21 protein-coding genes are annotated in these 21,938 nt (G+C 48.1%); all 21 read right to left on the bottom strand.

All coding sequences use genetic code 11. From position 1 onward, the window contains the following. Positions 1-2: 2 nt before the first annotated feature. Positions 3-1,295: a M16 family metallopeptidase gene (locus L336_RS03925; RefSeq protein ID WP_015641917.1), complete on the bottom strand. Its 1,293-nt coding sequence runs from the start codon at positions 1,293-1,295 to the stop codon at positions 3-5. Between the two features lie 11 nt (positions 1,296-1,306). Then, on the bottom strand, positions 1,307-2,599 hold the full coding sequence (locus tag L336_RS03920) for a M16 family metallopeptidase (protein ID WP_015641916.1): 1,293 nt from the start codon (positions 2,597-2,599) through the stop codon (positions 1,307-1,309). A gap of 3 nt (positions 2,600-2,602) precedes the next feature. Further along, entirely contained in the window at positions 2,603-5,233 is a 2,631-nt protein-coding gene (gene secA, locus L336_RS03915) for a preprotein translocase subunit SecA (RefSeq protein ID WP_015641915.1), read from the bottom strand. Positions 5,234-5,347: 114 nt separating this feature from the next. Beyond that, entirely contained in the window at positions 5,348-5,722 is a 375-nt protein-coding gene (hpf, locus tag L336_RS03910) for a ribosome hibernation-promoting factor, HPF/YfiA family (protein WP_015641914.1), read from the bottom strand. Between the two features lie 36 nt (positions 5,723-5,758). After that, complete coding sequence (locus tag L336_RS03905; protein ID WP_015641913.1) at positions 5,759-6,904, bottom strand: quinone-dependent dihydroorotate dehydrogenase; 1,146 nt, start codon at positions 6,902-6,904, stop codon at positions 5,759-5,761. Positions 6,905-6,906: 2 nt separating this feature from the next. Continuing rightward, complete coding sequence (gene serS, locus L336_RS03900; protein ID WP_015641912.1) at positions 6,907-8,151, bottom strand: serine--tRNA ligase; 1,245 nt, start codon at positions 8,149-8,151, stop codon at positions 6,907-6,909. Positions 8,152-8,184: 33 nt separating this feature from the next. Then, positions 8,185-8,883, bottom strand: a complete 699-nt coding sequence (locus L336_RS03895; RefSeq protein WP_015641911.1) for a class I SAM-dependent methyltransferase — start codon at positions 8,881-8,883, stop codon at positions 8,185-8,187. A 43-nt stretch (positions 8,884-8,926) separates the two neighbouring features. Then, positions 8,927-10,282, bottom strand: a complete 1,356-nt coding sequence (locus L336_RS05695) for an ABC transporter permease (protein ID WP_015641910.1) — start codon at positions 10,280-10,282, stop codon at positions 8,927-8,929. Next, positions 10,279-10,962, bottom strand: a complete 684-nt coding sequence (locus tag L336_RS03885; protein WP_015641909.1) for an ABC transporter ATP-binding protein — start codon at positions 10,960-10,962, stop codon at positions 10,279-10,281. Before L336_RS03885 ends, L336_RS05695 begins: the two co-directional genes overlap by 4 nt. Before the next feature lie 31 nt (positions 10,963-10,993). After that, positions 10,994-12,502: a lysine--tRNA ligase gene (locus tag L336_RS03880; RefSeq protein ID WP_015641908.1), complete on the bottom strand. Its 1,509-nt coding sequence runs from the start codon at positions 12,500-12,502 to the stop codon at positions 10,994-10,996. A gap of 55 nt (positions 12,503-12,557) precedes the next feature. Beyond that, the gene (locus tag L336_RS03875) at positions 12,558-13,841 is read right to left on the bottom strand and encodes a hypothetical protein (protein ID WP_015641907.1); all 1,284 of its coding nucleotides are present in this window, start codon (positions 13,839-13,841) and stop codon (positions 12,558-12,560) included. A 211-nt stretch (positions 13,842-14,052) separates the two neighbouring features. Continuing rightward, positions 14,053-14,508: a transcription elongation factor GreA gene (gene greA, locus L336_RS03870; protein WP_015641906.1), complete on the bottom strand. Its 456-nt coding sequence runs from the start codon at positions 14,506-14,508 to the stop codon at positions 14,053-14,055. A gap of 86 nt (positions 14,509-14,594) precedes the next feature. Next, positions 14,595-15,836 carry an aminoacyl--tRNA ligase-related protein gene (locus L336_RS03865; RefSeq protein ID WP_015641905.1) on the bottom strand — a complete coding sequence of 414 codons (1,242 nt, stop codon included), beginning with the start codon at positions 15,834-15,836 and terminating at the stop codon, positions 14,595-14,597. A 9-nt stretch (positions 15,837-15,845) separates the two neighbouring features. After that, positions 15,846-16,586, bottom strand: coding sequence for a glutamate 5-kinase (gene proB / locus L336_RS03860; RefSeq protein WP_015641904.1), 741 nt, complete (start codon positions 16,584-16,586; stop codon positions 15,846-15,848). A 6-nt stretch (positions 16,587-16,592) separates the two neighbouring features. Then, positions 16,593-17,327, bottom strand: a complete 735-nt coding sequence (locus L336_RS03855; RefSeq protein WP_015641903.1) for a CPBP family intramembrane glutamic endopeptidase — start codon at positions 17,325-17,327, stop codon at positions 16,593-16,595. Continuing rightward, the gene (locus L336_RS03850) at positions 17,324-18,487 is read right to left on the bottom strand and encodes a M50 family metallopeptidase (protein ID WP_015641902.1); all 1,164 of its coding nucleotides are present in this window, start codon (positions 18,485-18,487) and stop codon (positions 17,324-17,326) included. The genes L336_RS03855 and L336_RS03850 overlap by 4 nt, the downstream gene beginning before the upstream one ends. Before the next feature lie 12 nt (positions 18,488-18,499). Then, positions 18,500-19,186 carry a polyprenyl diphosphate synthase gene (uppS, locus tag L336_RS03845; RefSeq protein WP_015641901.1) on the bottom strand — a complete coding sequence of 229 codons (687 nt, stop codon included), beginning with the start codon at positions 19,184-19,186 and terminating at the stop codon, positions 18,500-18,502. A 1-nt stretch (position 19,187) separates the two neighbouring features. After that, positions 19,188-19,742: a ribosome recycling factor gene (frr, locus tag L336_RS03840; RefSeq protein ID WP_015641900.1), complete on the bottom strand. Its 555-nt coding sequence runs from the start codon at positions 19,740-19,742 to the stop codon at positions 19,188-19,190. A gap of 41 nt (positions 19,743-19,783) precedes the next feature. Beyond that, positions 19,784-20,488 (bottom strand): hypothetical protein, encoded by a 705-nt coding sequence (locus L336_RS03835; protein WP_015641899.1) that lies wholly within the window; start codon positions 20,486-20,488, stop codon positions 19,784-19,786. Between the two features lie 75 nt (positions 20,489-20,563). Continuing rightward, a complete protein-coding gene (tsf, locus tag L336_RS03830; RefSeq protein WP_015641898.1) occupies positions 20,564-21,160 on the bottom strand; it encodes an elongation factor Ts in 597 nt (198 codons plus the stop codon). Between the two features lies 1 nt (position 21,161). Beyond that, positions 21,162-21,866, bottom strand: coding sequence for a 30S ribosomal protein S2 (rpsB, locus tag L336_RS03825; protein WP_015641897.1), 705 nt, complete (start codon positions 21,864-21,866; stop codon positions 21,162-21,164). Positions 21,867-21,938 lie beyond the last annotated feature (72 nt).

Here is a 21,938-nt window from a genome sequence, read left to right as displayed (position 1 = left end):
TATTACTCCCCCTTGAGCCGTGAGAACAGGCTGCGACGCACCTCCGTCTCCCCAGGTGACACGGGACCTATTTCGCCATATGTCCATGCGAGAGAATCAATAAACTCGCGAGCCAAGCGAACGATAGTGTCCCTATTGATAGCGTCAATCAACTTAATATTCTCGTCTACGGCAGTGTAGGAGTCGTCAAAGAAATAGTCGCTTGAGTAACACATGAGATCATAGATCGACTGATATGATTTCTGGTAGACACCGTAGGCATATTGCCGGGTCTCGTCCAATTCTTTTTCACTAATATCACCGTCACGCACACGCAGGAGCTCACGCGCGATCAACTTTAGTAGTTTTGGTGCCTGTTCTTTAGTTACTTGCGCCTGGAAACTCCAGTCTGATGTACCGTCAAACTTATCTCCCGCCCCCGAGGAGACGTCATAGCAATAACCCTTATCGCGGGCAACGCCGTAGATACGAGAGTGAAACGTACCGGTCAGAATATGTGTGAGCATGCTCATTGCCCAGCGCTCGGTTTGATCGAGGCGTCGCGGTATCGTCATAGCAAAAATAAACTCAATTGAGTGCTCGTCGTTACGGGTAATTGAGACCGTCTCACCCCTATGGTACACGTGTTGTTCCGGAGCAAGCCATCCGTTCCCCTTTGGTAATTGCCAGCTTTCAAACATGGACTTTAGTTTTGCTCGCTTACCGGACATATCTCCGACGATACAGAAATGAAAATTTGATTGTGTATGGGTTCGCCGCCAATGTTCATCCAGACTACCAAGCGTGACGGCGTCGATCGAGGCAATTTTCTCTTCGTCCAAAGCGATACTATCGCCGAGCGAGCGATTTATATACTGCCAAAGCGTCCGAGGATGGTTACTTAGCTGACCGCTGAGTTCTTCACGAACATTACCCTTTTCGACCTGGAGTGATTCTTCGGTGAGTATTGGCTCAGATATTGAGCACAGTTGCAGTCCAAGTACGCGATCCCACTCCATATCCGCACAGTTTCCCTCATATACCATGTTGGTCTGCCAGGTAGTCGCATTGCTATAGGCACCGTTTTTTGTAAACTCGCGGCTAAATGCCTCGGCAGTCTCAAGCCCCTTACACGTCTTTGCAAGCATATGTTCAAGCAAATGCGCTGTCTGCTGAACATCTGGACCGGCCACATACTCATTACCAGCCCGAAAACACAACTCATAGCAAAAGACACTCGCCCCAGGCACGTGAACAAACAGGCCCCTTGCACCATTCTTTAGTACCACTTCTTCAATCTTGTGCTTAAGTGCCATAGCTCTCCCTTTTAGTGTGGTGTGCGCGAAAATACTGTTTCTAGTTTAGCATTGAGTGAAACAATTTCTTCTTTTTCACCACTACTTACCCCCGCCAAAACCCAGGTATTATGAGCAATAAACTCGCGAGCTGTTGCTAGCATGCGATCAAGCGTGATATTTCTTATAGCGTCGGGGACTTTTTCATAGTCCTTCACTACTTCGTCACCGAAATAACGATTTGAGTAGAAGTTACTGATTTGCGATACTGTCTGAGCTCCCATCTGATGTCGACCGAGTGCATAGGATTTAGCAGCAGCTAATTCCTCGTCAGTAATGCGTCCATCCATGACTGCTTTTACCTCGCGCACTATAATATCGACAAGCCCGTGGGAAGTTTCCAAGTTTACTTGTCCGCCAAAGTCCCAGCTGCTATCGTGAAGTCCTACTGACGTGTCACTAAACATACCGTACGCCAATCCCTTTTTACGAGCTGCACCGTAAATGCGCGAGTGCATGGTGCCCGTCAGTATCTGGTCGAGACAACTCATCGCTTCCGCCTCTTCGTCGGTGAGTGCACGTGGCAAGGTCAGGGACCATCCAAATGTCAGATTTGAGGCTTCTTTTCGTCGAATAAGCGTCGGGTTGCCACTTGTCAATTCATCACGCGGCACTTCGAAACGTTCGCCACGCGGTAACTCCCACTCTTCGAGCATCCGTTGAATCTGCGCTTTTCGTCCATAGAGTTTACCGGCTATCACAAAACGCATGTTGTCGGTGGTGTGCGTGCGCCGATGATGCTCTCTAATGTCTCTCAGCGTTACATTTGAAATGGTCTGCAATCGCTGCCAGTAGGTATAAACGCTCTCGCCAAGCAACTGCTGTATCTTTGGCCACAATACTCGCTCATGGTTATTGAGATATCCCGTTAGCTCACTTTTCACGTTCCCTTTTTCGGCTTCGAGTTCACTCGCATTAAACTTCGGCTGGCAAATCGCGACTTGCTGCAAATTGAGGATCCGATCCCATTCGAAATCAGCACATGTCGCAACATATACCATAGAGAGGTCGCTAGTGAAGGCGTTGTGGTAGGCACCGTTTTTTGTAAACTCTGCCTCATAGGCATGCTCACTCTTAAATGCAGCATTTGCCCCAAACGCCATGTGTTCCATGATGTGCGCCGTCTCGTAGATGTCTTTATTTTTTACATAGCGATTACCGGCTCGAAACTGAAACTGAAAACTCATCACCGTTGCTCCGGGGACATCAATAAGCAACCCTCGTGCCCCATTTTTTAGACGTATCTCTGTGGTGGTATGTTTCATAGCTTAACGATGCTTTTTACGATTTTGTCGTTGGATTTTCTTCTTCTTCCGTGCAAGGTTACGCTGATGATTTACCTCTGTATTTCGCGGCGCTTTCTTGATATTGCCCTCAAAATCATGGTCTCGGTTTTCTTCCCCACCGGTAATTTCATTGACACCGTGCTCGACCGCTGTTTCGGCGAGCTTTGTTAGCTCTGTATCGTGCTCATCGTCCGTGGCCTCGCGTGTAATCGCATCGGTTTTGCGGACATGATACAGTGCCCGCAGCACCTCCTCACGGAGTGTTGCCTGCAAACTATCAAACAATTTTTGAGACTCACTTCGATACTCCACCAAGGGATCGCGCTGACCCACGCTACGCCAGTGAATACCCTCGCGCAAATGCTGCATATTCTCTAGATGCTGCATCCATAGGGTGTCAAGAACCTGCAAATACACTTCACGCTCAACACCGCGCAACAGCTCCTCGCCCAACTCCTTTTCCTTCGTATGATAGAGTTTTTGTGCTGCTTCAAGTGCGCGCTCGCGACGAAGTTTATCTTTTTTCTCGTCGCCAATTTTTTTGATCAGGGAGCGTTCCAGTGGAATAACTGTCTCAAATTCATCGACAAACTTACTGTTATTTTTTGCAGGAACAGCAGTCAGTTCAGCAACCTTTTCGTTCAACAAACGTTGAATTTCAGGCTGGATATTGCCCCCGTCAAGAATCTTTCGCCGCATCGTATAGACAACCCGACGATGCCGGTTGATGACATTGTCGTACTGCACAACATTTTTTCGCGTATCGAAGTTATAGCCTTCGACTCGTTTTTGTGCAGCTTCGAGCGTCTTGCTAACGGCTCGGTTTTGGATTGCCATATCTTCGTCGACACCAAGTCTATCCATCAACGCAGCAATGCGCTCTCCCTGAAAGATTCGCATCAAGTCGTCTTCGGTCGAGACATAAAACTGCGTATCTCCAGGGTCACCCTGGCGGCCACCACGACCGCGCAACTGGTTATCAATACGACGAGATTCGTGGCGCTCGCTACCAATAACGACGAGACCTCCAAGTTCTCGAACGCCTTTACCGAGTTTGATGTCAGTACCACGACCAGCGATGTTTGTCGCAAGCGTGATAGCACCTTTCTGACCAGCTTGCTCAATGATAGCTGCTTCTCGTTCATTATTTTTGGCGTTAAGAATCTCGTACTTGATTCCCTCTTTATCAAGCCATTCAGCGATCAGCTCATTTTTTGCAATTGAACCCGAGCCCACCAGCACAGGACGACCTTTTTTGTGGTACCCCTTTATGGCTTCAGCGACTGCTTTTAGCTTGGCTTTCTCGGTCTTGTAGATCAAATCTTGATGATCCTTGCGAGTAATCGGCTTGTTTGGTGGTACCACCACGACATCGAGACTATAGATTTGCTGGAACTCCTCAGCCTCAGTAAATGCAGTACCGGTCATGCCAGAGAGCTTTTTGTATAGGCGAAAGTAATTCTGGAATGAGATGGTAGCAAGCGTCATGCTCTCTTGCAGCACCGGCACACCTTCCTTTGCCTCAATCGCCTGATGGAGGCCTTCGTTGTAGCGGTTGCCTTGTTTGAGTCGTCCTGTGTGCTCGTCTACGATGATAACTTCACCTGCGGTTGTCACCACGTAGTCTTTATCGCGATGAAAGAGCGTCTGAGCACGGAGTGCTTGATCCATATGGTACACACTGCGCACGTAGTCGGGCGTATAGAGATTTTTTATGCCAAGCATTTTTTGTACTTTTTCAACGCCCACGTCTGTCAGAGCAACGCTCCTGCGCTTCTCGTCCAACACATAGTCGTCTGGTACTAATTTGGCGGCAACTTTTGCAAATTGATAGTACGCGTCAGGATTTTCTGCAGCTGGCGCACTAATAATGAGTGGTGTTCGCGCTTCATCAATCAAAATCGAATCTACTTCGTCAACGATCGCAAAGTTCAGGTCACGCTGTCTGACAAGATCAACTTCATTCACCATGTTGTCACGCAAATAGTCAAACCCAAACTCGTTATTGGTACCGTATGTGATATCCGCCTGATATGATTCTTTGCGCGTGCACGGTCGCAACTTACGCATCCGAGGATCGGTGTGTAATTCGTTGTTATAGGAACTATCGTATATAAAAGATGCCTCGTTGATGATAACACCCGTTGTAATACCAAGTGCCTCATAGATCGCACCCATCCAACCAGCATCACGCTGCGCGAGATAATCATTGACCGTGACAATATGGACACCTTTACCTTCTAGCGCGTTGAGATAGGCAGCAAGTGTCGACATAAGAGTCTTACCCTCACCCGTTTTGAGCTCAGCCACATTTCCTTCGTGCAATACCATCGAGCCTATCAGCTGCACATCATAGTGGCGTTCACCAATAACACGCGTCGCCATTTCTCGCACTACTGCAAACGCATCGGGCAAAATCGTATCCAGTGTAACGCCCTTTTTGTGGAGGCGTTTTTTGAGAATGACTGTCTGGTCGCTCAGTTGCTTTTTGGACATTTTTTGATACTTCGGCGCGAGTGCGTTGATTTCGTCAACCTTCTTTGATAGACGTTTCAAAATCCGCTTTTGCGGATCACCGAAGATTTTTGACAATGCTTTTTGTTGATTTACCATATCAAAACCTTGCTACCTCTCTATCTCAACTTTCATACTGAATAAACTATCCTCTTAATTATACGCGCTGAAGCGCCAAGATAAAAGAGTATCGCGTACTATTTTAAGGGATAGTTACTGTTCGCGCGCATAGCTTCGCTTGAAGCGATCGAGTAGCTTGCGTCTGCCAACATGCGGCACGGTCTCTTGCTTGTATTTACGCAGCTGCGATGCAAGCTTAGCTTCAACAATATCAATGGCAGCTAGTATGTTCATTGTTGAATCTTTTGCTGTCAACCGACGATCTGGAACAGTGAGGATAACCTCAACCTCATACTTGTTACCTTTGTCTCGATTGACCTCAGCCAATTTTACGTCAGCATGCATGCTCTTGCGCGCGTGCCGCGGAGCAAGTCGCTCGAGGCTGCCAATTTTTTTTAACACATATTTTTTTGTGGATTCGTCGACTGTGTATGAGCCGACTCCGGTTATTTCGACGTTTGTGATCACGATAGACCCCTTTCTCGTTAACCGCTAGTACCTTTATTATACGCCTTTTTTGTCATGAGTATCAACGCCTACAGCCTCGTGAATATTCCCAAATCCATCACGTTTCAGATAACTCTCAAGTCCAGCGTTGATCTCACCGATAAGTTGTGGACCTTCAAATATCATACCGGTGATAAGCGCCACCAGGCTCGCACCGGCCCGTATCTTTTTATACGCGTCATGTGCCGAAAAAATCCCTCCTACACCGATGATGACAAACCTATCCGAGAATTCACGGTATGTCTGCCGAATGAGTTCGGTTGAGATTTGACGCGTTGGTTTGCCGCTCAAGCTACCCTGAATTTCATCTGGCAATGGTTCACTCAGGTGAGCTGCACTACGATCTTTTAGGAGATTCCCGATTGTTACACCCTGTATATTGTGCTCGGAAGCTACCTGTAGTAGCTCACGAAACTCGAGCCATGGCTTGTCTATCGGCATTTTAAGAAAAACTGGACTATGAAGCTTGAGACTATCAATCGCTGCAAGCAGTTTCTCAAGTCGCTCGGGATCAGTAAACGGCTCGCCACCAAATGCATTGGGACAACTGATGTTGATCTCGTATAGTTGGCAGTGGTTTTGTATGTTAAGTAGTCTTAAGCTCTCGCAATAATCGGTGATGCCCTGCTCGTCTAACGCTGTTTCTTTGGAATTAGTCTTAGCTACCGACACGGCAAGCGGCATTGAAGTAAATAAAGATGCAGGATATGTAGCGAGATGCTGCAGAATCGCCACTATGCCATCGCTGGGTAATCCAGCATGAACAACAAGGGATTTTGACTGAGGAAGTCGATAAAACCATGGTTTCGGATTACCCCTGCAGGGTTGTGCCGTCACCGACCCGCCCGTCATCCATCCAAACCCAACATTTTTTATGGTGGGTGCCATCTCAATATCTTTGTCAAACCCAGCGGCAAGTCCAACGGGGTTTTTGAAATGTAAGCCCAGTATAGTTTGCTCGAGACACGGCGCCTGATATGCCCATAGTTTTGGTAAACGTTTTACCGCCGGTATACGCTGGGTATGTTTGGCGACTTTTATCAGGTGTTTATGCACATTGTCAGGGTGTTGCTTGAACAGAACCGGCTTGATAGCGTGTTTGTAGACTTGTTTTGTCGTCCGTCGCACGACACGTTTTATCACGATTATAGTACCTCGCGACCACCAAGATATGGACGCAAAACTTCTGGTACTCTGAGGGTTCCATCTTCGTTTTGGTAATTTTCAAGTACGGCGACAAGCGATCGAGCCAGGCTAACTGCAGTACCATTGAGGGTGTGCAGCACCTCAATTGATCCATCTGGGCGACGAACCCGAATATTGAGATTGCGTGCCTGAAAATCAGTACAGTTGCTACAGCTCGTTAGTTCACGATATTTCCCATCAACTGGGGACCAGTATTCGATATCATACTTTTTGGCAGCTGGCGCGCCCAAATCACCCGCAGCGATATTGATAACATGATATGGGATACCCATTTCCTGCCATAGTTCTTCCTCGATTGCCAAAATCTTCTCGTGTACCTCGGCACTCTGTTCTGGTGTCGTGTACGCATACATCTCAAGTTTATTAAACTGGTGCACGCGAAATAGTCCACGAGTATGCTTACCCGCGGCACCCGCTTCTTTGCGATAACAGGGGCTATAACCCGCATACAGGAGAGGTAACCTTGCTTCATCGATAACTTCGTCGGCATGGTAGCCGGTGAGTGAAATTTCAGCTGTAGCGATGAGCGATAAATCTTCACCTTCGATACTATACTCGTCAGATTGGTCACTAGTACGTGGCGCAAAACCAGTACCTGTCATTGTACGCTGGTTCACCATATGCGGTACGGTCATTAGCGTAAAGCCTTTTTCGGTAACCTTTTGTAGGGCAAATTGAACAATGGCGTTTTCGAGCAGTGCTAAGTCCCCTTTTACGAAGTAGAACTTCGCACCGGCGACTTTAGTTCCCCTCTCAAAATCAACCCAATCACGCGCAAGCGCAAAGTCAAGATGATCCTTTGCACCCGTTTTTTGCTCACCAACTTTTTTTATTTCAACCGAATCTTCCTCACAACCGAGCGGTACATCATCGAGAGTAATATTTGGCACTGCCCATAGCAGATCTTGATATGCCTCACTTACAACCCGTAGGTGATCTTCTATTCCTGCAAGCTCAGTCTTAATTCTTTTACCTTCTTCGACAAGTTCAGCAGCTGGCTTCCCACCCTTCATTTGTGCGGCAATTTCGTTACGACGTGTCCGTAGCTCATCAGCTTTTTGCTGAAGTTCACGACGCGATTCATCGGCATGCAAAAGCTCCTGAATATTTACTGTATAGCCTTTTTGCGCCGCGGCCGTCTGAACGCGGTCGGGATTCTCCCTGATGAATCGAATATCTAACATACGGTACAGTATACTCGGTTTGAGGTTGGCCGTCTATTTTGTGTGCACGCGTGTGTCACCAGCGGCACGCATAGCCAATTGTCGCGCAACATCGGCAGCGGTACGGCGGCGATAAAATGCACCGGACTCTACCACTGCCGTAACGAGCGATTGTCTCTCATCGGCACCCATCGACTGCCATTTTGGTATCCATAGTGTAGGGTACTTCAACCTTCGCTCGTCAAGCGGCACGCCATCAAATGCATCAAAATCAGTTGCAAGGCCGATTTGATCCCAAAAACCTGTTCTTTTTAGCTTGTCTTCCATTTTGCGATAATCATATACCGGGTATAACCCGACAAAGCCTCTATTCTCACCCACACGGTAAGGTTTTGCGATACGAAGCATCTCGCTAATTGCCTTTGTTTGCTGTTCTGGGCTCAAGTGCTGTATCAAAAAGGCCGAGATAACTGCGTCTACCGACCCATCCTCAATAGGCATACTTTCCGCGCTTGCAGCCAGCCAGTCACCCCCCCTTGGGGCTACACGGTCATAATCTCTATCAACACGAATGACTCGCTGACCACTTATGACACGAGATGCGGCGTATTCGCTATCACCCGCCGCGACATCAACAACCGTTTCGACACCACGAGAGTGTACGACACGACCAAAAGCTGCAGCATAGAGATAGGGAGAGTGGTGTGTGCGTTCGACAAGACGTTTTTCATTTTTGTATTTTTCGAGTGACATTACCAGAATAGATTAGCATAATTAGTATGAAAAATCGAGTTCTCTACTCTGTACGTAGCGCTTCGATCGGATCAAGCCGAGCCGCTTTGCGAGCCGGGAACCAGCCGGCGACCACGGCAACGAGGATGAGCGCAAGCAGCAATGAGGCTATTTGCCACCACACATAGATGAGGAGATAGTTGCCATCACCCAATGACAGTGTTTTTGTGATCCATGGATTGAGCGCCGTACCGACAACAAAGGCGATTCCCGCACCAATTAACCCACCGATAAAGCCAATCCATGCCGCTTCGTAGCGAAACAACTTTGCAATACCGCGACGGCTCATACCGAGCGCTTTCATCAGCCCAATCTGGCTAGTGCGCTCAAGCACACTAATATACTGCGTGTTGATAATCCCAAATACGCTTGCAATCAACGCTAAAATACCAAACCCAGTAACAATTCCCTGTAGTATATCGACGATCGTAAAGATGATGCCAGATAGATCTTTTGCTGTCAAGGCATGCATCCCCTTATCGAGAATTGACTGCTTAACTGTCTCGGGGCTGGTTGCCTTATCGACAATTACTGTTGCAGAGATGTATTGCCTATACTGCGACGTGCCCGCCGTAAGGTAATCTGCCAACTCAGCTGCCTTTGTATCAGATATAAACAGTGCCGCCGTTGCCGAAAATGAGGTGCTTGATTTTGCACTCACGGCACGAACACGGAGCTGTATGTCTTTGGTCTCTACTTGTACGAGACTCTGAACTGCCGCTGTTCCTCCCTGTAAAAATGCCTGCTGGAGTTCTGCTTGGCTGGGCTGTTTGCCAGTCTTAACCAAATGAAGCGTTACTGTTTTGCCCACGAGATCCGCGGGTTTCATGTCGAGCGAGTCTGCATACGACTCTGGCATAACAACCTCGTCTACGCCGATTTGATCACCGAGTTTTGGTAGTGTCCCGCTTGCGATCGATGCAAGTACGGTGGGGTCGTAGGTTGTCACGTCGCTGACATATTTTTTATCCTTGCCTTCGAATGTTACATACTGCGTGCTAATGAGATAGGTTGGCGCAACTTTACTCACCCCCTTTATTTCACTGATAGTTTTGATATCGTCAGCACTCAACGTTTTGATGGTGATGCCATTGTACTGTGCGGCGCTATCGCTATATTCTTTTAGGCCCGAGCCCGCTGGACCATTCTCGCGTATTTTTTCTTTTGTGACATACACCGATTGCGGATCAACATTGCTCTTGATCAGTTTGTCGGCATATTGGCGAGCACCTTCGCCGACTGCGAGACTTGCTGTCAACGTGAATGCACCGACGGCAATAGCAAGGCTCGTCAGGAGCGTACGTGCTTTTGCTTGGCGCAAATTACGACCAGCGCGCTTCATGATATCGATACGTTTCATCGTTTTGCCTCCTCGATAGACTGAACTTTTCCATCTTTGATCATAATCTGTATCTGACACTTCCGTGCAATATCATGATCATGCGTGACGATTACCAGGGTTGCTTTATGTTTTTTGTTGTAATCAAAGAGCAGCTTTTCTATCTGTGCTCCCGTCGTGCTGTCCAGATTACCCGTTGGTTCATCGGCGAAAAGTACGGTCGGCTCCCCAACAATTGCTCGTGCAATGGCAAGACGCTGCTTTTGACCACCAGACAGATCGCGTGCACGCGACTTGACCTTATCATCAAGACCCACAGCCTTAAGCGCCGCGAGTATTTTTGCACGACGATTGCGCAGTGGAACTTTTGCAATCTCGAGTGGCAAGCTTACATTGTTGTAGCAACTCTCATTTCCTTGCACAAAAAAGCTCTGGAATATAAACGCCATCTTTTCAGATCGAAATGCATCGACTGCTTTTGCTTTAAGTGTCAGGATATTGTCGCCATCGATGATAACTTCTCCCACTTCTGGTCGGTCGAGCCCGCTCATTGCATGCATCAGCGTGCTCTTCCCACTCCCGCTTTTTCCGACAATCGCAACAGTTGCGCCGTCGGGAATAACAAAGCTTACATCATCAAGCGCCGTAAACGTGTTTTTCTTTTTGCCGTATGTCTTTGTGACAGATTTTAGTTCAATCATTAATTCTCCTCCCGAACGGTTATCAATGGCTTTATAATTTTACATTTGGATAGAGGCTTTTTGTTACCTCATCAATATCACTTCTGAGCTGCGGGAACGGCACGCCCTCGCGTGCGGTCACGCCCTCGAACATCCAAAATACCCGCTCGCTATAGCCGAGTCCACACGCCGGTGGCATACCGTATTCGAGCATCTCAACAAAGTCGATATCAAGCATCATGGCTTCATCATCTCCACCATCACGCATTTGCTGCTGCTCTATAAACCGATTGTATTGGTCGATCGGATCGTTGAGCTCGCTAAACCCGTTGCACAGCTCACTCCCCACGATGACGGCCTGAAACCGTTGCACGACATCGGGGTTATCGACACTACTTTTTGCAAGCGGCGAAATAAATTTGGGCGTGTTAACGAGCCACACTGGACCAACGACATCTTTGCGAATGTGTTTCCACAGCTTATCGATGCCACGCGGGATACTATCAGTTTTTTCGACTTCTAGTTTATTCTCGGCTAATTTCGTGCTCACTTCTTCAATGCTCGTGTTGTGCACATCGATCCCATAGTGATCTCGAATGACCGTGGCGTAGTCCCATACTTCCCACTCTTTACCCATGTCAACCTGTTTGCCCTGAATATCAAATTGCAACGTGCCAAAGGTTTCTGACAAAACATAGCGATACATCTCTTCCATGAACTTCATGCCGTCCTGCCAGTTGGCATACGCCCAGTACCATTCCATCGCAATGTGCTCGGGCAGATGCTCATCAGTATAATTCTCGTTGCGGAAGCGCGGCCCAACATCATACACTTTTTCGAACCCAGCTCCGAGGAGCCGCTTGAGCGGAAGTTCGTGACTAATCCGTAAGTAGAAATCCTGATCAAGCGCATCCATGTGAGTCACAAACGGCGTTGCATCAGCTCCACCCGTCGTATGCTCGAGGACTGGAACATTTACCTCATAGAATCCATGATCATCGAGGAACTTACGTGTCGCCTGCCAAAACTTACTTCGGCGAACAAATCGTTCACGGACGTCGCGGTTGACGTTCATGTCGACGTAGCGACGACGAAAACGCTCTTCTTTGTCACGAAACCCCTCTTGCTCAGTTGGCATCGGTCGCAGTGATTTCGTGAGAAGACGAAATTTCCGTACATCGACACTCACTTCACCCGTCTGTGTGCGGATAACGACTCCTTCTGCTTCGACGAAATCACCTGGATCTAGCAGGTTTAACTCATCCATGCCCAGCTGCGATAGTGGTGCATTGAGTGGTTCGATAGTATCTGCTTTGAGAAATAGCTGCACCTGGCCGCTCATATCACGCAGCACGAGAAAGGCCAGTTTGCCAAATTTGCGTGTTCCGATCAAACGACCAACGACCTTGACCGTCTGGCCTTCGAGCGACTCAAACTGTTCTGCTACCTCGCGGCATGTATGAGTGCGCGCCGACTCAGCAGGATAGGCGTTGACTCCTAGCTTTTTTAGATCATCTAATTTTCGTAGGCGCTCATCGCGCAATTCCTTCAATGTCGCCATCAAGTAGTCCCACTAGTTAATTACTAGGTACAGTATATCAGACTGTAGTCTCTGGTTATAGTGGGTTGCCGTACTCGTCGACCGTTGGAGTAAATACCTTACCATCAAACAGTGCTTCATGGCCATCAAAGGTATGAATTGGCACAAATTCGGTCTTAAACGGTGCATCACCTTCACGGTAATAGACAATTCCTAAGCCCTGCTGCCAGTTTGGTAAGCTTTCGGTGTGAAGATTATCCATAGTGCGTCCCATATTGCCAGCCGGCACCGCTCCACGAATGTCTGCCAACGTACCAAATGATTCGGCTTGAACAGTTCGTGGTGTTCCGTCGGGTAGGTATATCGTCTTGGTGGCCTTTTCAGCTCGATGCGTATGGCCGCTAATGACAGACATCGAGGGATGCGCCGTGTTATGCAGTATGCCGTGCACAGTACTCCCCTTTACGTTTGATTGGCTGCCATGAATTACCATGAGTCGGTCATTGATGCGGTACCAGTTATTGGGATAGCCCTCGATGTAATCGATACCAAGCTTCCCTAAACTGAATACATTTGCCAAAGATAGGGCCAACTCACCTGGGGAACCATCCGGGTTGACAACTCGCTCACCGACAAGGTGAGGTGCCTTATCTTCCACATACACACGGCGACGCTTCTCGTGATTTCCCTCGAGCCATACACTTTTTGCATTTGGCGCATCAGCGCGCATTGCACCAGCAGTAACTTCCCGCTGGAAGTCCGCATTTGTTTTTTGAGTAGTATTCCAGGTCGCAGGATCATCATCATGTTTGCCGAAATGGGGGTAGTCGAGCGCATCGCCAACATGAACAACGAGGTCGAGTTCGGTGCCAATGCAGCGGATTACCTGACGCGCAACGTTGAGGGCACGAGGATCATGAATGGGCACATAAATGCCGTCTACATAGCGATAACCAAACTGAGTATCAGGAAGGATAACACCAATCTTATCCCTTTTGCCGGTGCGGTAGCTACTAGTGCGAACGGGACTAATGCGTGGTGACGGGGGCGTTGTATAGTGAGCGTAGGTTTCGAGTAGCTCACGCTCAGCATCACCTTTAGCGGGACGAGTTGATTTTGCCCAGCCGCTCGTGGCCTTGTAGGTTGTACCAACAACATTACCATCGTCATCTTTCGTCTCGACAGGTTTGAGGTGAACAGAATAGTTTACTCTGCTCGGATCAACTCCTGCAGCCCTCAAGAACTCCTGTGCAGTGTCGACGACAGGCTGCGGTGCTTGTTCGGCGCCCGCGACAAACTCAGTTGCCACATTACCGTCATCATGCAAAACTTCCTGTGTCTTGCCTATTCTTTCTGCCATATTTCTCCCCTATTTTAAAAAGATTGACAAGATGCTTGCCCTCACGCCCACAGCTTTGTCTACCCTCGTTTGTAATTTTGCTGAGCCGCCTCCCAAAAAGCGAACTTACCTTCATAGTACCAACCTTATTACGCTAGCGCTAGTGTTTTTTGTATGTAAAATAAACAATATCCCACTATATGTGGAATATTGTATACTGAAAGGACATCGCTTATGCTATCGAGACGATGGTGTAGGTAGTATCACCCTTTGGTGTAGTGATGGTGGCCTTGTCGCCAACGACCTTACCAAGCAATGCAACACCGATGGGCGACTCGTTGCTAATTTTGCCGCTCAGCGGATCTGCTTCAACAGGACCGACCAGGGTATAGCTAAACTTTTTTGCCCCCGTCTTGAGCTCAACGGTGCTCCCCAACTGAATCTTGCTGGACTTCCGGGACTTGATCTCTTCGGCGTTCATGAGAATATCTTCGATCTCCGCAACACGCGTTTCGACAAGACCTTGCTCTTCACGCGCGCTATCATACTCTGCATTTTCACTTAAATCACCGTAGTCACGCGCTTCGGCAATCTTCGCCGCAATATCACCACGACGACTCTTAAGTTCAGCGAGTTCTGCCTCGAGTTCTTTGCGGCCAGCTTCTGTAATCTGATATGCTTTTTTCATACTTGTAATACCTCTAATTTCGAGCCCCGTGGAAGGACCTAATCCTCTTGATTAGCGTTGTTACCCCTCCGTAAGACGATCTCGAATTACCTAAGTCTAGCAAGTAATTCGTCACGCGTCAATAGTTCGGTTTCACCGGTTTTTCTCGAGGTAAATTCGTATTTTTCATCGGATATTAGTCGATCACTGACGGTAACACGATACGGGATACCCATCAATTCGCTATCGGCAAATTTAGCACCTGGACGTTCATCGCGATCATCATACATTACCTCTATACCCTGGGACATCAGCTCATCATAAAGACTATTGGCATGCCGCAGTGACTGCTGCTGGCCGATCTGCACAAGATAGACAAGTGCGGGAGCGACCGACGTTGGCCAAACAATCCCTTTATCGTCTGCAAACTTCTCAACAATTACACCCATCGCGCGTGTGATGCCAATACCGTATGAAGCCAGGTAGACAGGATGCTGTTCACCGTCTTCGCCGGTAAAGTATAGTTTCATCTTTTCGGCTTTTTCGGTGCCAAATTTGAAAATATTGCCTGATTCGGCGCTCACCACTGGCACAAGAGATTCCTTATCAATTCCTAGCTCCCTCGTGGCATCATCCAGCACCTCCTCGTTGACCGCCACGGTATGACTTTCATTCACGAAGAGGGTGTCCTCGCCCGCTTCACAAATCGTCTGAAACTCATGGCTAAACGTTGTAAATGCACCACCACTTGCAAAGGTAATAAAGGTGTCCTCGCCTATCCCTAGCCGCTCATAGACCCGCTTATATGCCGCAATAGCACGCTCGTAGTACGCATCACAGTCCGCTTCAGTGGCATGGAGAGAGTACATGTCCTTCATGATAAATTCCCGTCCGCGCATAATACCGCTCTTGGCACGCAATTCGTTTCGTAACTTGGTCTGTATCTGATACACCGACACGGGTAGGTCTTTGTAGCTCTTGATGTACTGACGCATCATCTCGAGGATTGCTTCTTCGTGTGACCAGCCAAACCCTACTTCTGTACCATCCTGAAGCGCTGACTTAAACCACACATCAACCTTTTTGTCATCCCATCGGTCGGTTACTTCCCAGGTCTCTTTTCGCTGCAGGCTGCTCATGATGATCTCTTGGCTACCGATAGCATTCATCTCCTCACGTACAACTTGCTTGATATTCTCGAGTACTTTAATACCAAGCGGTGTGTAGGCATAGACGCCCGCCATTACCTTATACACATAGCCGGCGCGAATGAGTAATTGAGCATTTCGCGACACCTCATCTGCGGGCACGTCCTTAAGAGTCCGAGTAAAATTATGCGACAATCTCATATGTGGCTTTCATTGTACTAGCTTCGTGCCAATTTTGCCAGCGAGGGCATCCTGGATTGAATTCGGAGAGGCTGCGTGAGCGATCACTACCTCTATACCGACCTCAAGTGCAATACGCGCCGCCTGGACCTTGCTCAATGCACCACCTTTTCCCACTGGTGAGCCCGCAGTCGTAAGATGTTTGCCTACGTCTTCTACCGAAATCTCCGGGATACGCTGCTCGCTCATGGTGCCAAAATCGCTTCGAATACCGTCCTGGTCTGTCAGCAATATGAGATGCTGCGCACCAATCGCAACTGCAACCTCGGCCGCCAACTGATCGTTGTCGCCAAAGCTGATTTCGTCATTACTCACCGCATCATTTTCATTGAGAATTGGTATGGCTCCATACTCCCATAGTTGCCCTACACTCTGACGAAAGCTATCTGACGACGCCTGACGCTCAAGGTCAGCACGCGTCACCAGCACTTGGCCTATTGCCAGAGGGTCAAATGCCTCACGCCATCTCCTCAGTAAGCCCACCTGCCCCATCATCGAAAGTGCCTGGAGCTTTGCTATCTCTGTTGGGCGCATACCAATACCAGCCTGCACGACGCCAAAACCGATTGCTCCCGAAGTGACCAAGACAATTCTATACCGTTCCCTTAGTGAGATTATGCTATTTGCAATCACCTCAAAGGTACCCATCGGCGCTTCATGTCGAGACAATAAAGTGCTTGTACCGACTTTTACTACCAAGATTGGCGCCATTAGTGGTTAGCGACCCATCATCATTACAAATACAAGATAAAACGCAACAGCGTTTTTCATCATATGGATGACAACACCCGGCCATATAGTACCGGTTTTTTCACGCAGAAGAGCAGCCACAACTCCCAGGATAAAAACATCAACGGCAAGATTCCATTGGCCATGAACAAACCCAAATACCGCGCTAACGAATAGTACCGAGAGCCATACGGGTGCATGCAACTTTCTGAGGCGACCATATAAAAAGCCGCGAAATAGCAGCTCTTCTACTACTGGTGCAACAATAACCAAGACAGTGAACGCTAGCATTCGTTCCCACCCAAACACGACCGTAAAGCCGACATCTTGTGCCTCAGTCACGTTAAATGTTGGCACTAGCGCCACAATGATATTGAGAGCTAGTTGCGCCAATGCGACATACGCCACCATCCCGATGAGTCCCCAACCAAGATCTGTCCATCGAAGTGAGCGTGCAATGCCAAACTCTTGCTTTGAGATAGCCATACGCCATCCGTAAAGAGGTATTCCGACTGCTATGAGCATCGACAACGCGTATGCCACAAGGTACTCAAACAATACGTAGCTTGGTGTATGGAGACCAGAGATCCACCCCGCTCGCATCAGCATGTGGAATAGCTCTGACGTCAAAAATGCCCCCATGACAAGACTGGCAATTATCCATAGACACCATGCAATCCAGACAACAATACTGGGAATCTTTTGTCTTTTTTTGTCACTCACCCACGAAGTTTCCCAATATCAGCAATTGTCACCAGAACAACAAGTGCCATCAGCACCATAAACCCGATACCGTGGATCTTTTCCTCGATCTCTTGGGTCAAAACTTTTTTGCGCAGACGATAGAGCCACGTGACAAACCATCTACCACCGTCAAGCGCAGGAATCGGTAATATGTTCATAACCGCAAGTGTCAACGATATAATCGCACTCAGTAGCACAAGATGGACGAAGCCTGCTTTCTCCGCCGCAGGAAATATCACCCCATAAATACCGACCGGGCCGGCAACCCCATCACCGATTGATGAAAGTGTCTGGCTCGCGTCCTGACGTGTTTTTTCGTCTGGGCTAAGTTGTAGAGCTATGTTTGTTACGGCCTTTACTAACAGATCACCTACACCTTGCAGTGTCACCCAGCTTAACTGGGCCGTTAAGCCAACCCCAACTACTGGCGCAGACCAGGTCGAACGAACGAGCTCCTGCTGCGCCGAGGTGACACCGAGGTAGCCTTTTTTGTCTGCATTGTCTGCGCGTAGTGTTGCACTGGTGGTGTATTCGGTGCCTCCACGAGAATACACGACTGAAACTTTCTCGCCCTTATGCTGTTCGGCAAGGGTGGCAAGCGCGCTCTTTTGCTCAAGCGGCGCATCAGCAAATCGCAAAATCTTGTCGCCTGAACGTAACCCCGCCTTCTCAGCGGGAGATTCTTTACCGACAGATACAATCTCAACAGGTTGGTTTAGTACCGTTGTATCGGCCGGAATGCTAAACTGATTGGGGATAATTTTTGGGATACCGATCGCAGCCAGGATAGTAAACAGAACGACGGCAACCGCCCAGTTCATTGCAACACCCGCAAGCAGTATATTGGTCTTTTGCCAAAAAGAGGCGGCACCATAATCACCTTTTTTCTTGTCACTATCGTGTTCGCCTTGGAGTTTAACAAATCCACCGAGTGGCAAGAGATTTATACTAAACAGCACATTGTTGCCAAGCGGACTTTTCTTAACCTTACGTCCCCAGATCTTTGGGGGAAAACCAATCCCAAACTCTTCGACGATGACACCATTTCGGCGCGCTACCAACGCATGTCCTAACTCATGAACCACTACCAAAAACGTAATAATAAGCAGGCCCACGATAATACCGATCACTGTCTCCATATCAATCCCCTCCTATGATCCATGCCGTCGTTCGCGGCGTTCGTATTCCTTTAGTATACTGCTAACGTCTTTTGTTGTCATGTCCGGCCAGTGCTTTTTGAGAAATAACAGCTCACTATAAGTCGAGCGCCATAACATATAGCCACTGAGCCGCTGTTCACCGCTTGTTCGAACTATTAAATCACATGCCGGTACGTCTGGTGTATACAGAAATTTCTCGATGACGTCCGGTGTAATGACTTGGTCGCCGACGTGGTCTCGCATCGCTTCAAATGCATCAGCAAGTTCCTGATGTCCACCGTAATTGAGACAGATGATGGCTTGCCCGCCAGTCAAATGCTTCGTTTGTTGTTCAGCCTCCTCAATAGCTCGCAAGACCCCCTTCGTCAGCCGTTTTTTTGATCCCGCTATCCTAAGTCGAATATTATTTTCGATAAAGATATGTAGATCATCGGTCAGCACTCGCACAATAAGCTTCATTAAGAAGTTAACCTCGATGGGGCTTCGTTGCCAGTTTTCGGTACTAAATATATACGCGCTCACATACGGGACACCTCGTTTGATGGTGTCGATAATAATAGTTTTTACAACCTCATAGCCAGCAGCGTGACCCTCCGAGGCAGAAAGGCCGCGTTGCTTGGCCCAGCGTCGATTACCATCAACGATATAGCCTATATGAGTAGGAAGGGAGCTCGGCATATTAGATTGTAAGGATTTCCTTTTCCTTCGTTTTGCATGCCTCGTCAATTTTTTGCTGATAAACACTCATCAATCTGTCAAACTCTTTCTCAACACGCTTCAGGTCGTCCTCGGAAAGCTCCTTGGCATCCTTTTTTTGGCGAGCATCCTTGATGCCATCCTGACGAATCGTACGCAGACCAATTCTCGCCTCTTCGCTTTTTTCACCCGCTTGCTTGACGAGCAGCTTGCGGCGCTCCTCGGTCAGTGCTGGTACGGGGACGCGTACGACACGACCATCATCACTCGGATTGAGCCCTAGACCTTGATCGTTCCTGATCGCGGTCGCAATATGTTGGAGATTTGCAGGATCAAATGGCGTAATCTGCAACAATTGCGCCTCGGGGGCGGTAACATTTGCTACTTGGTTGAGGGGCACTTCGACACCATAGGCCATTACCTTTATGCCGTCGAGCATACCAGGATGAGCTCGACCGGTACGGATCTTGCTTAATTCATCTGTAAAATGCTCGAAAGCACCTTCCATCTTTAGCTCATAGATATCTGTATCAAACATTGCTTCCTCTCAAGTTATACTTCACTTATTATAGCAAATGCTTAGTTGATCTGCGCTATGCCGAGTAAACTAGCGCGACGATCGTAACCACTTTTCAGACGAAACGCCCGCCGAAAGTCACTTGCGCCCTCCACTTCCTGGTAGGCGTTTGCATCAAAAATCAACCAAACATCGAGCGGATAGTGTGGTCGATCCGCAACGCGTGGCATAACGGTGTGATACAGTTTGAAAAAAGCGTCTGTGGAATGGTACTCAACATAGGGACAAAACTCCATGCCCAGGATATCAAACGACCGATGTTCGCGAGTGTCGATCGGTATTCCACCCGTCTCACGCATTTTTTTGACAAAAGATGCCCTACTGCCCTCATCCACAAACTGTCTTGACTGTAAACCACAGACAATAATGTCTTGATACATAAAGCGGTGCAAAAACACTACGTCGATATAGCGCGATATTTCATAGGTTTTGGTACGATGCGTCCCTAATCCCACAAAAGGATTTTCACTAAAGTCATAGGTATACGCCGGGATTACAAGGTGAATAATTCCGTCGCTATCCTCGCTTAAGCTCTCACGGAGCTTTGCTAGTTGTGTTTTGATATCACTATCACGACCGTTATCAATTCTCTCGTGGTCAGAAAAGACTTCGGCCTCTTGCCTCAGATCAACCTCATTACCAGATTCATCGTACTCAAAATCTTTGTGAGACTCGTTTTCGAAGTGAGGTTGGTAGCGTTCGTACATAGATATAGTTTATAATACCGCACCAATCAAACTCGGCGCGAGGGATGGACACGTGTGAGTAGACTAGCAATGCTACTATTCAGTTACGCCGAGTTCGATACGTTTGAACTGACTAATGCGGATGTTTTCACCTGACAAAGCGATTTGCTCTTTTACTCGCTCGCCAACTGTCTTGGTGTCATCGAGCACAAATGTCTGCTCACTGAGAACTTGCTCTGCAAAATGTTTTTTGAGCTGCCCATCGACAATTTGCTCACGCATGGCCTCGGGTTTGCTTTTGAGACTCTCGCTCTCAAGTAATTCATGCTTCTTGGCCTCAAGCACGTCACCAGGGATATCTTCCATTGTGGCATACGTCGGATTCATAGCAGCAATTTGCATAGCAATCTGGTGAGCGAACTCTTTGAACTCGGGAAGCCGAGCCACAAAGTCGGTTTCACAATTCACCTCTACGATAACGCCGATTCGTCCAGAATGAACATAGCTCTCAATCAAGCCTTCTCGCGTCTCACGATCACCTTTTTTCTCAGCTTTTGTGAGACCTTTTTTGCGCATCGCCTCCAGCGCTTTGTCGAAATTGCCATCCGCCTCAACAAGCGCTTGCTTGGCATCAGTGAGACCAACTCCTGTCAGCTCTTTGAGCTTTTTGATATCCTCAATCGTTACAGACATACTATGCTGCCTCTTTCTTGGCAACACCAGCCTCTCGTACTGCCGCGACAAAATAATCAAGCAATAGTTGTGTGCCTTTTATCGCATCATCGTTACCAGGAATGGCATACGATACAGCACTCGGATCAGCATTGGTATCAACCACGCCAACAACAGGAATATGCAGGTTATTTGCTTCACGAATTGCATTCGCATCAACAAGTGTATCTATCACGATGACTGCGCCGGGTTTTCCACTAAGCTCTTTGATGCCGCTATACTTCACATTCAGAGAATCAATCTCTTCTTGATATCGCTGAACCTCAAGTTTGTTGTAGCGCTTTTCGAGATCACCATTTAGCATCCGGCGTTCGAGATCACGTAGTTTCTTTATCTGGGCGTTTGTCGTCGTGACATTGGTCAGCATGCCGCCAACCCAACGTTCAGTAACGTATGGTTGACCACATGATTCGGCGGCTGCTTTTACTGCTTCCTTTGCTTGTTTTTTTGTCCCTACAAAGAGGACTGGCTTACCACTCGCGACAACTTTTGTGATGAATGGCAGCGCTTTTTCAAGCGCATCGACGGTCTTTGTCAGGTCAATGATATGACTGTCTTGCCGTTTGCTATGGATGTATGGCGCCATCTTTGGGTGCCAACGACTCGTTTTGTGTCCGAAATGAACACCGGCTTCGAGCAAAGCCTTGATATCAACCTCTACGGCCATGATATCCTTACTCCCTTCACTCTACACACCTATACTCAGGATATCCGTGCAGAGTTGTTTCGTTAAACTAAT

This window comes from Candidatus Saccharimonas aalborgensis (assembly GCF_000392435.1).
In the GTDB taxonomy this organism is placed as follows: Bacteria; Patescibacteriota; Saccharimonadia; order Saccharimonadales; family Saccharimonadaceae; genus Saccharimonas; species Saccharimonas aalborgensis.
Note: the sequence above shows the minus strand (reverse complement) of the source record. Positions and strands in the feature narration are given on the sequence as shown.

Bases quoted from the DNA above. Each gene is read 5' to 3' on its own strand.
- L336_RS03925 (WP_015641917.1), bottom strand. From the start codon at position 1,295: ATGGCACTTAAGCACAAGATTGAAGAAGTGGTACTAAAGAATGGTGCA.
- L336_RS03920 (WP_015641916.1), bottom strand. From the start codon at position 2,599: ATGAAACATACCACCACAGAGATACGTCTAAAAAATGGGGCACGAGGG.
- secA (WP_015641915.1), bottom strand. From the start codon at position 5,233: ATGGTAAATCAACAAAAAGCATTGTCAAAAATCTTCGGTGATCCGCAA.
- serS (WP_015641912.1), bottom strand. From the start codon at position 8,151: ATGTTAGATATTCGATTCATCAGGGAGAATCCCGACCGCGTTCAGACG.
- L336_RS03895 (WP_015641911.1), bottom strand. From the start codon at position 8,883: ATGTCACTCGAAAAATACAAAAATGAAAAACGTCTTGTCGAACGCACA.
- L336_RS05695 (WP_015641910.1), bottom strand. From the start codon at position 10,282: ATGAAACGTATCGATATCATGAAGCGCGCTGGTCGTAATTTGCGCCAA.
- L336_RS03885 (WP_015641909.1), bottom strand. From the start codon at position 10,962: ATGATTGAACTAAAATCTGTCACAAAGACATACGGCAAAAAGAAAAAC.
- L336_RS03880 (WP_015641908.1), bottom strand. From the start codon at position 12,502: ATGGCGACATTGAAGGAATTGCGCGATGAGCGCCTACGAAAATTAGAT.
- L336_RS03875 (WP_015641907.1), bottom strand. From the start codon at position 13,841: ATGGCAGAAAGAATAGGCAAGACACAGGAAGTTTTGCATGATGACGGT.
- greA (WP_015641906.1), bottom strand. From the start codon at position 14,508: ATGAAAAAAGCATATCAGATTACAGAAGCTGGCCGCAAAGAACTCGAG.
- L336_RS03865 (WP_015641905.1), bottom strand. From the start codon at position 15,836: ATGAGATTGTCGCATAATTTTACTCGGACTCTTAAGGACGTGCCCGCA.
- proB (WP_015641904.1), bottom strand. From the start codon at position 16,586: ATGGCGCCAATCTTGGTAGTAAAAGTCGGTACAAGCACTTTATTGTCT.
- L336_RS03850 (WP_015641902.1), bottom strand. From the start codon at position 18,487: ATGGAGACAGTGATCGGTATTATCGTGGGCCTGCTTATTATTACGTTT.
- uppS (WP_015641901.1), bottom strand. From the start codon at position 19,186: ATGCCGAGCTCCCTTCCTACTCATATAGGCTATATCGTTGATGGTAAT.
- frr (WP_015641900.1), bottom strand. From the start codon at position 19,742: ATGTTTGATACAGATATCTATGAGCTAAAGATGGAAGGTGCTTTCGAG.
- L336_RS03835 (WP_015641899.1), bottom strand. From the start codon at position 20,488: ATGTACGAACGCTACCAACCTCACTTCGAAAACGAGTCTCACAAAGAT.
- tsf (WP_015641898.1), bottom strand. From the start codon at position 21,160: ATGTCTGTAACGATTGAGGATATCAAAAAGCTCAAAGAGCTGACAGGA.
- rpsB (WP_015641897.1), bottom strand. From the start codon at position 21,866: ATGGCCGTAGAGGTTGATATCAAGGCTTTGCTCGAAGCCGGTGTTCAT.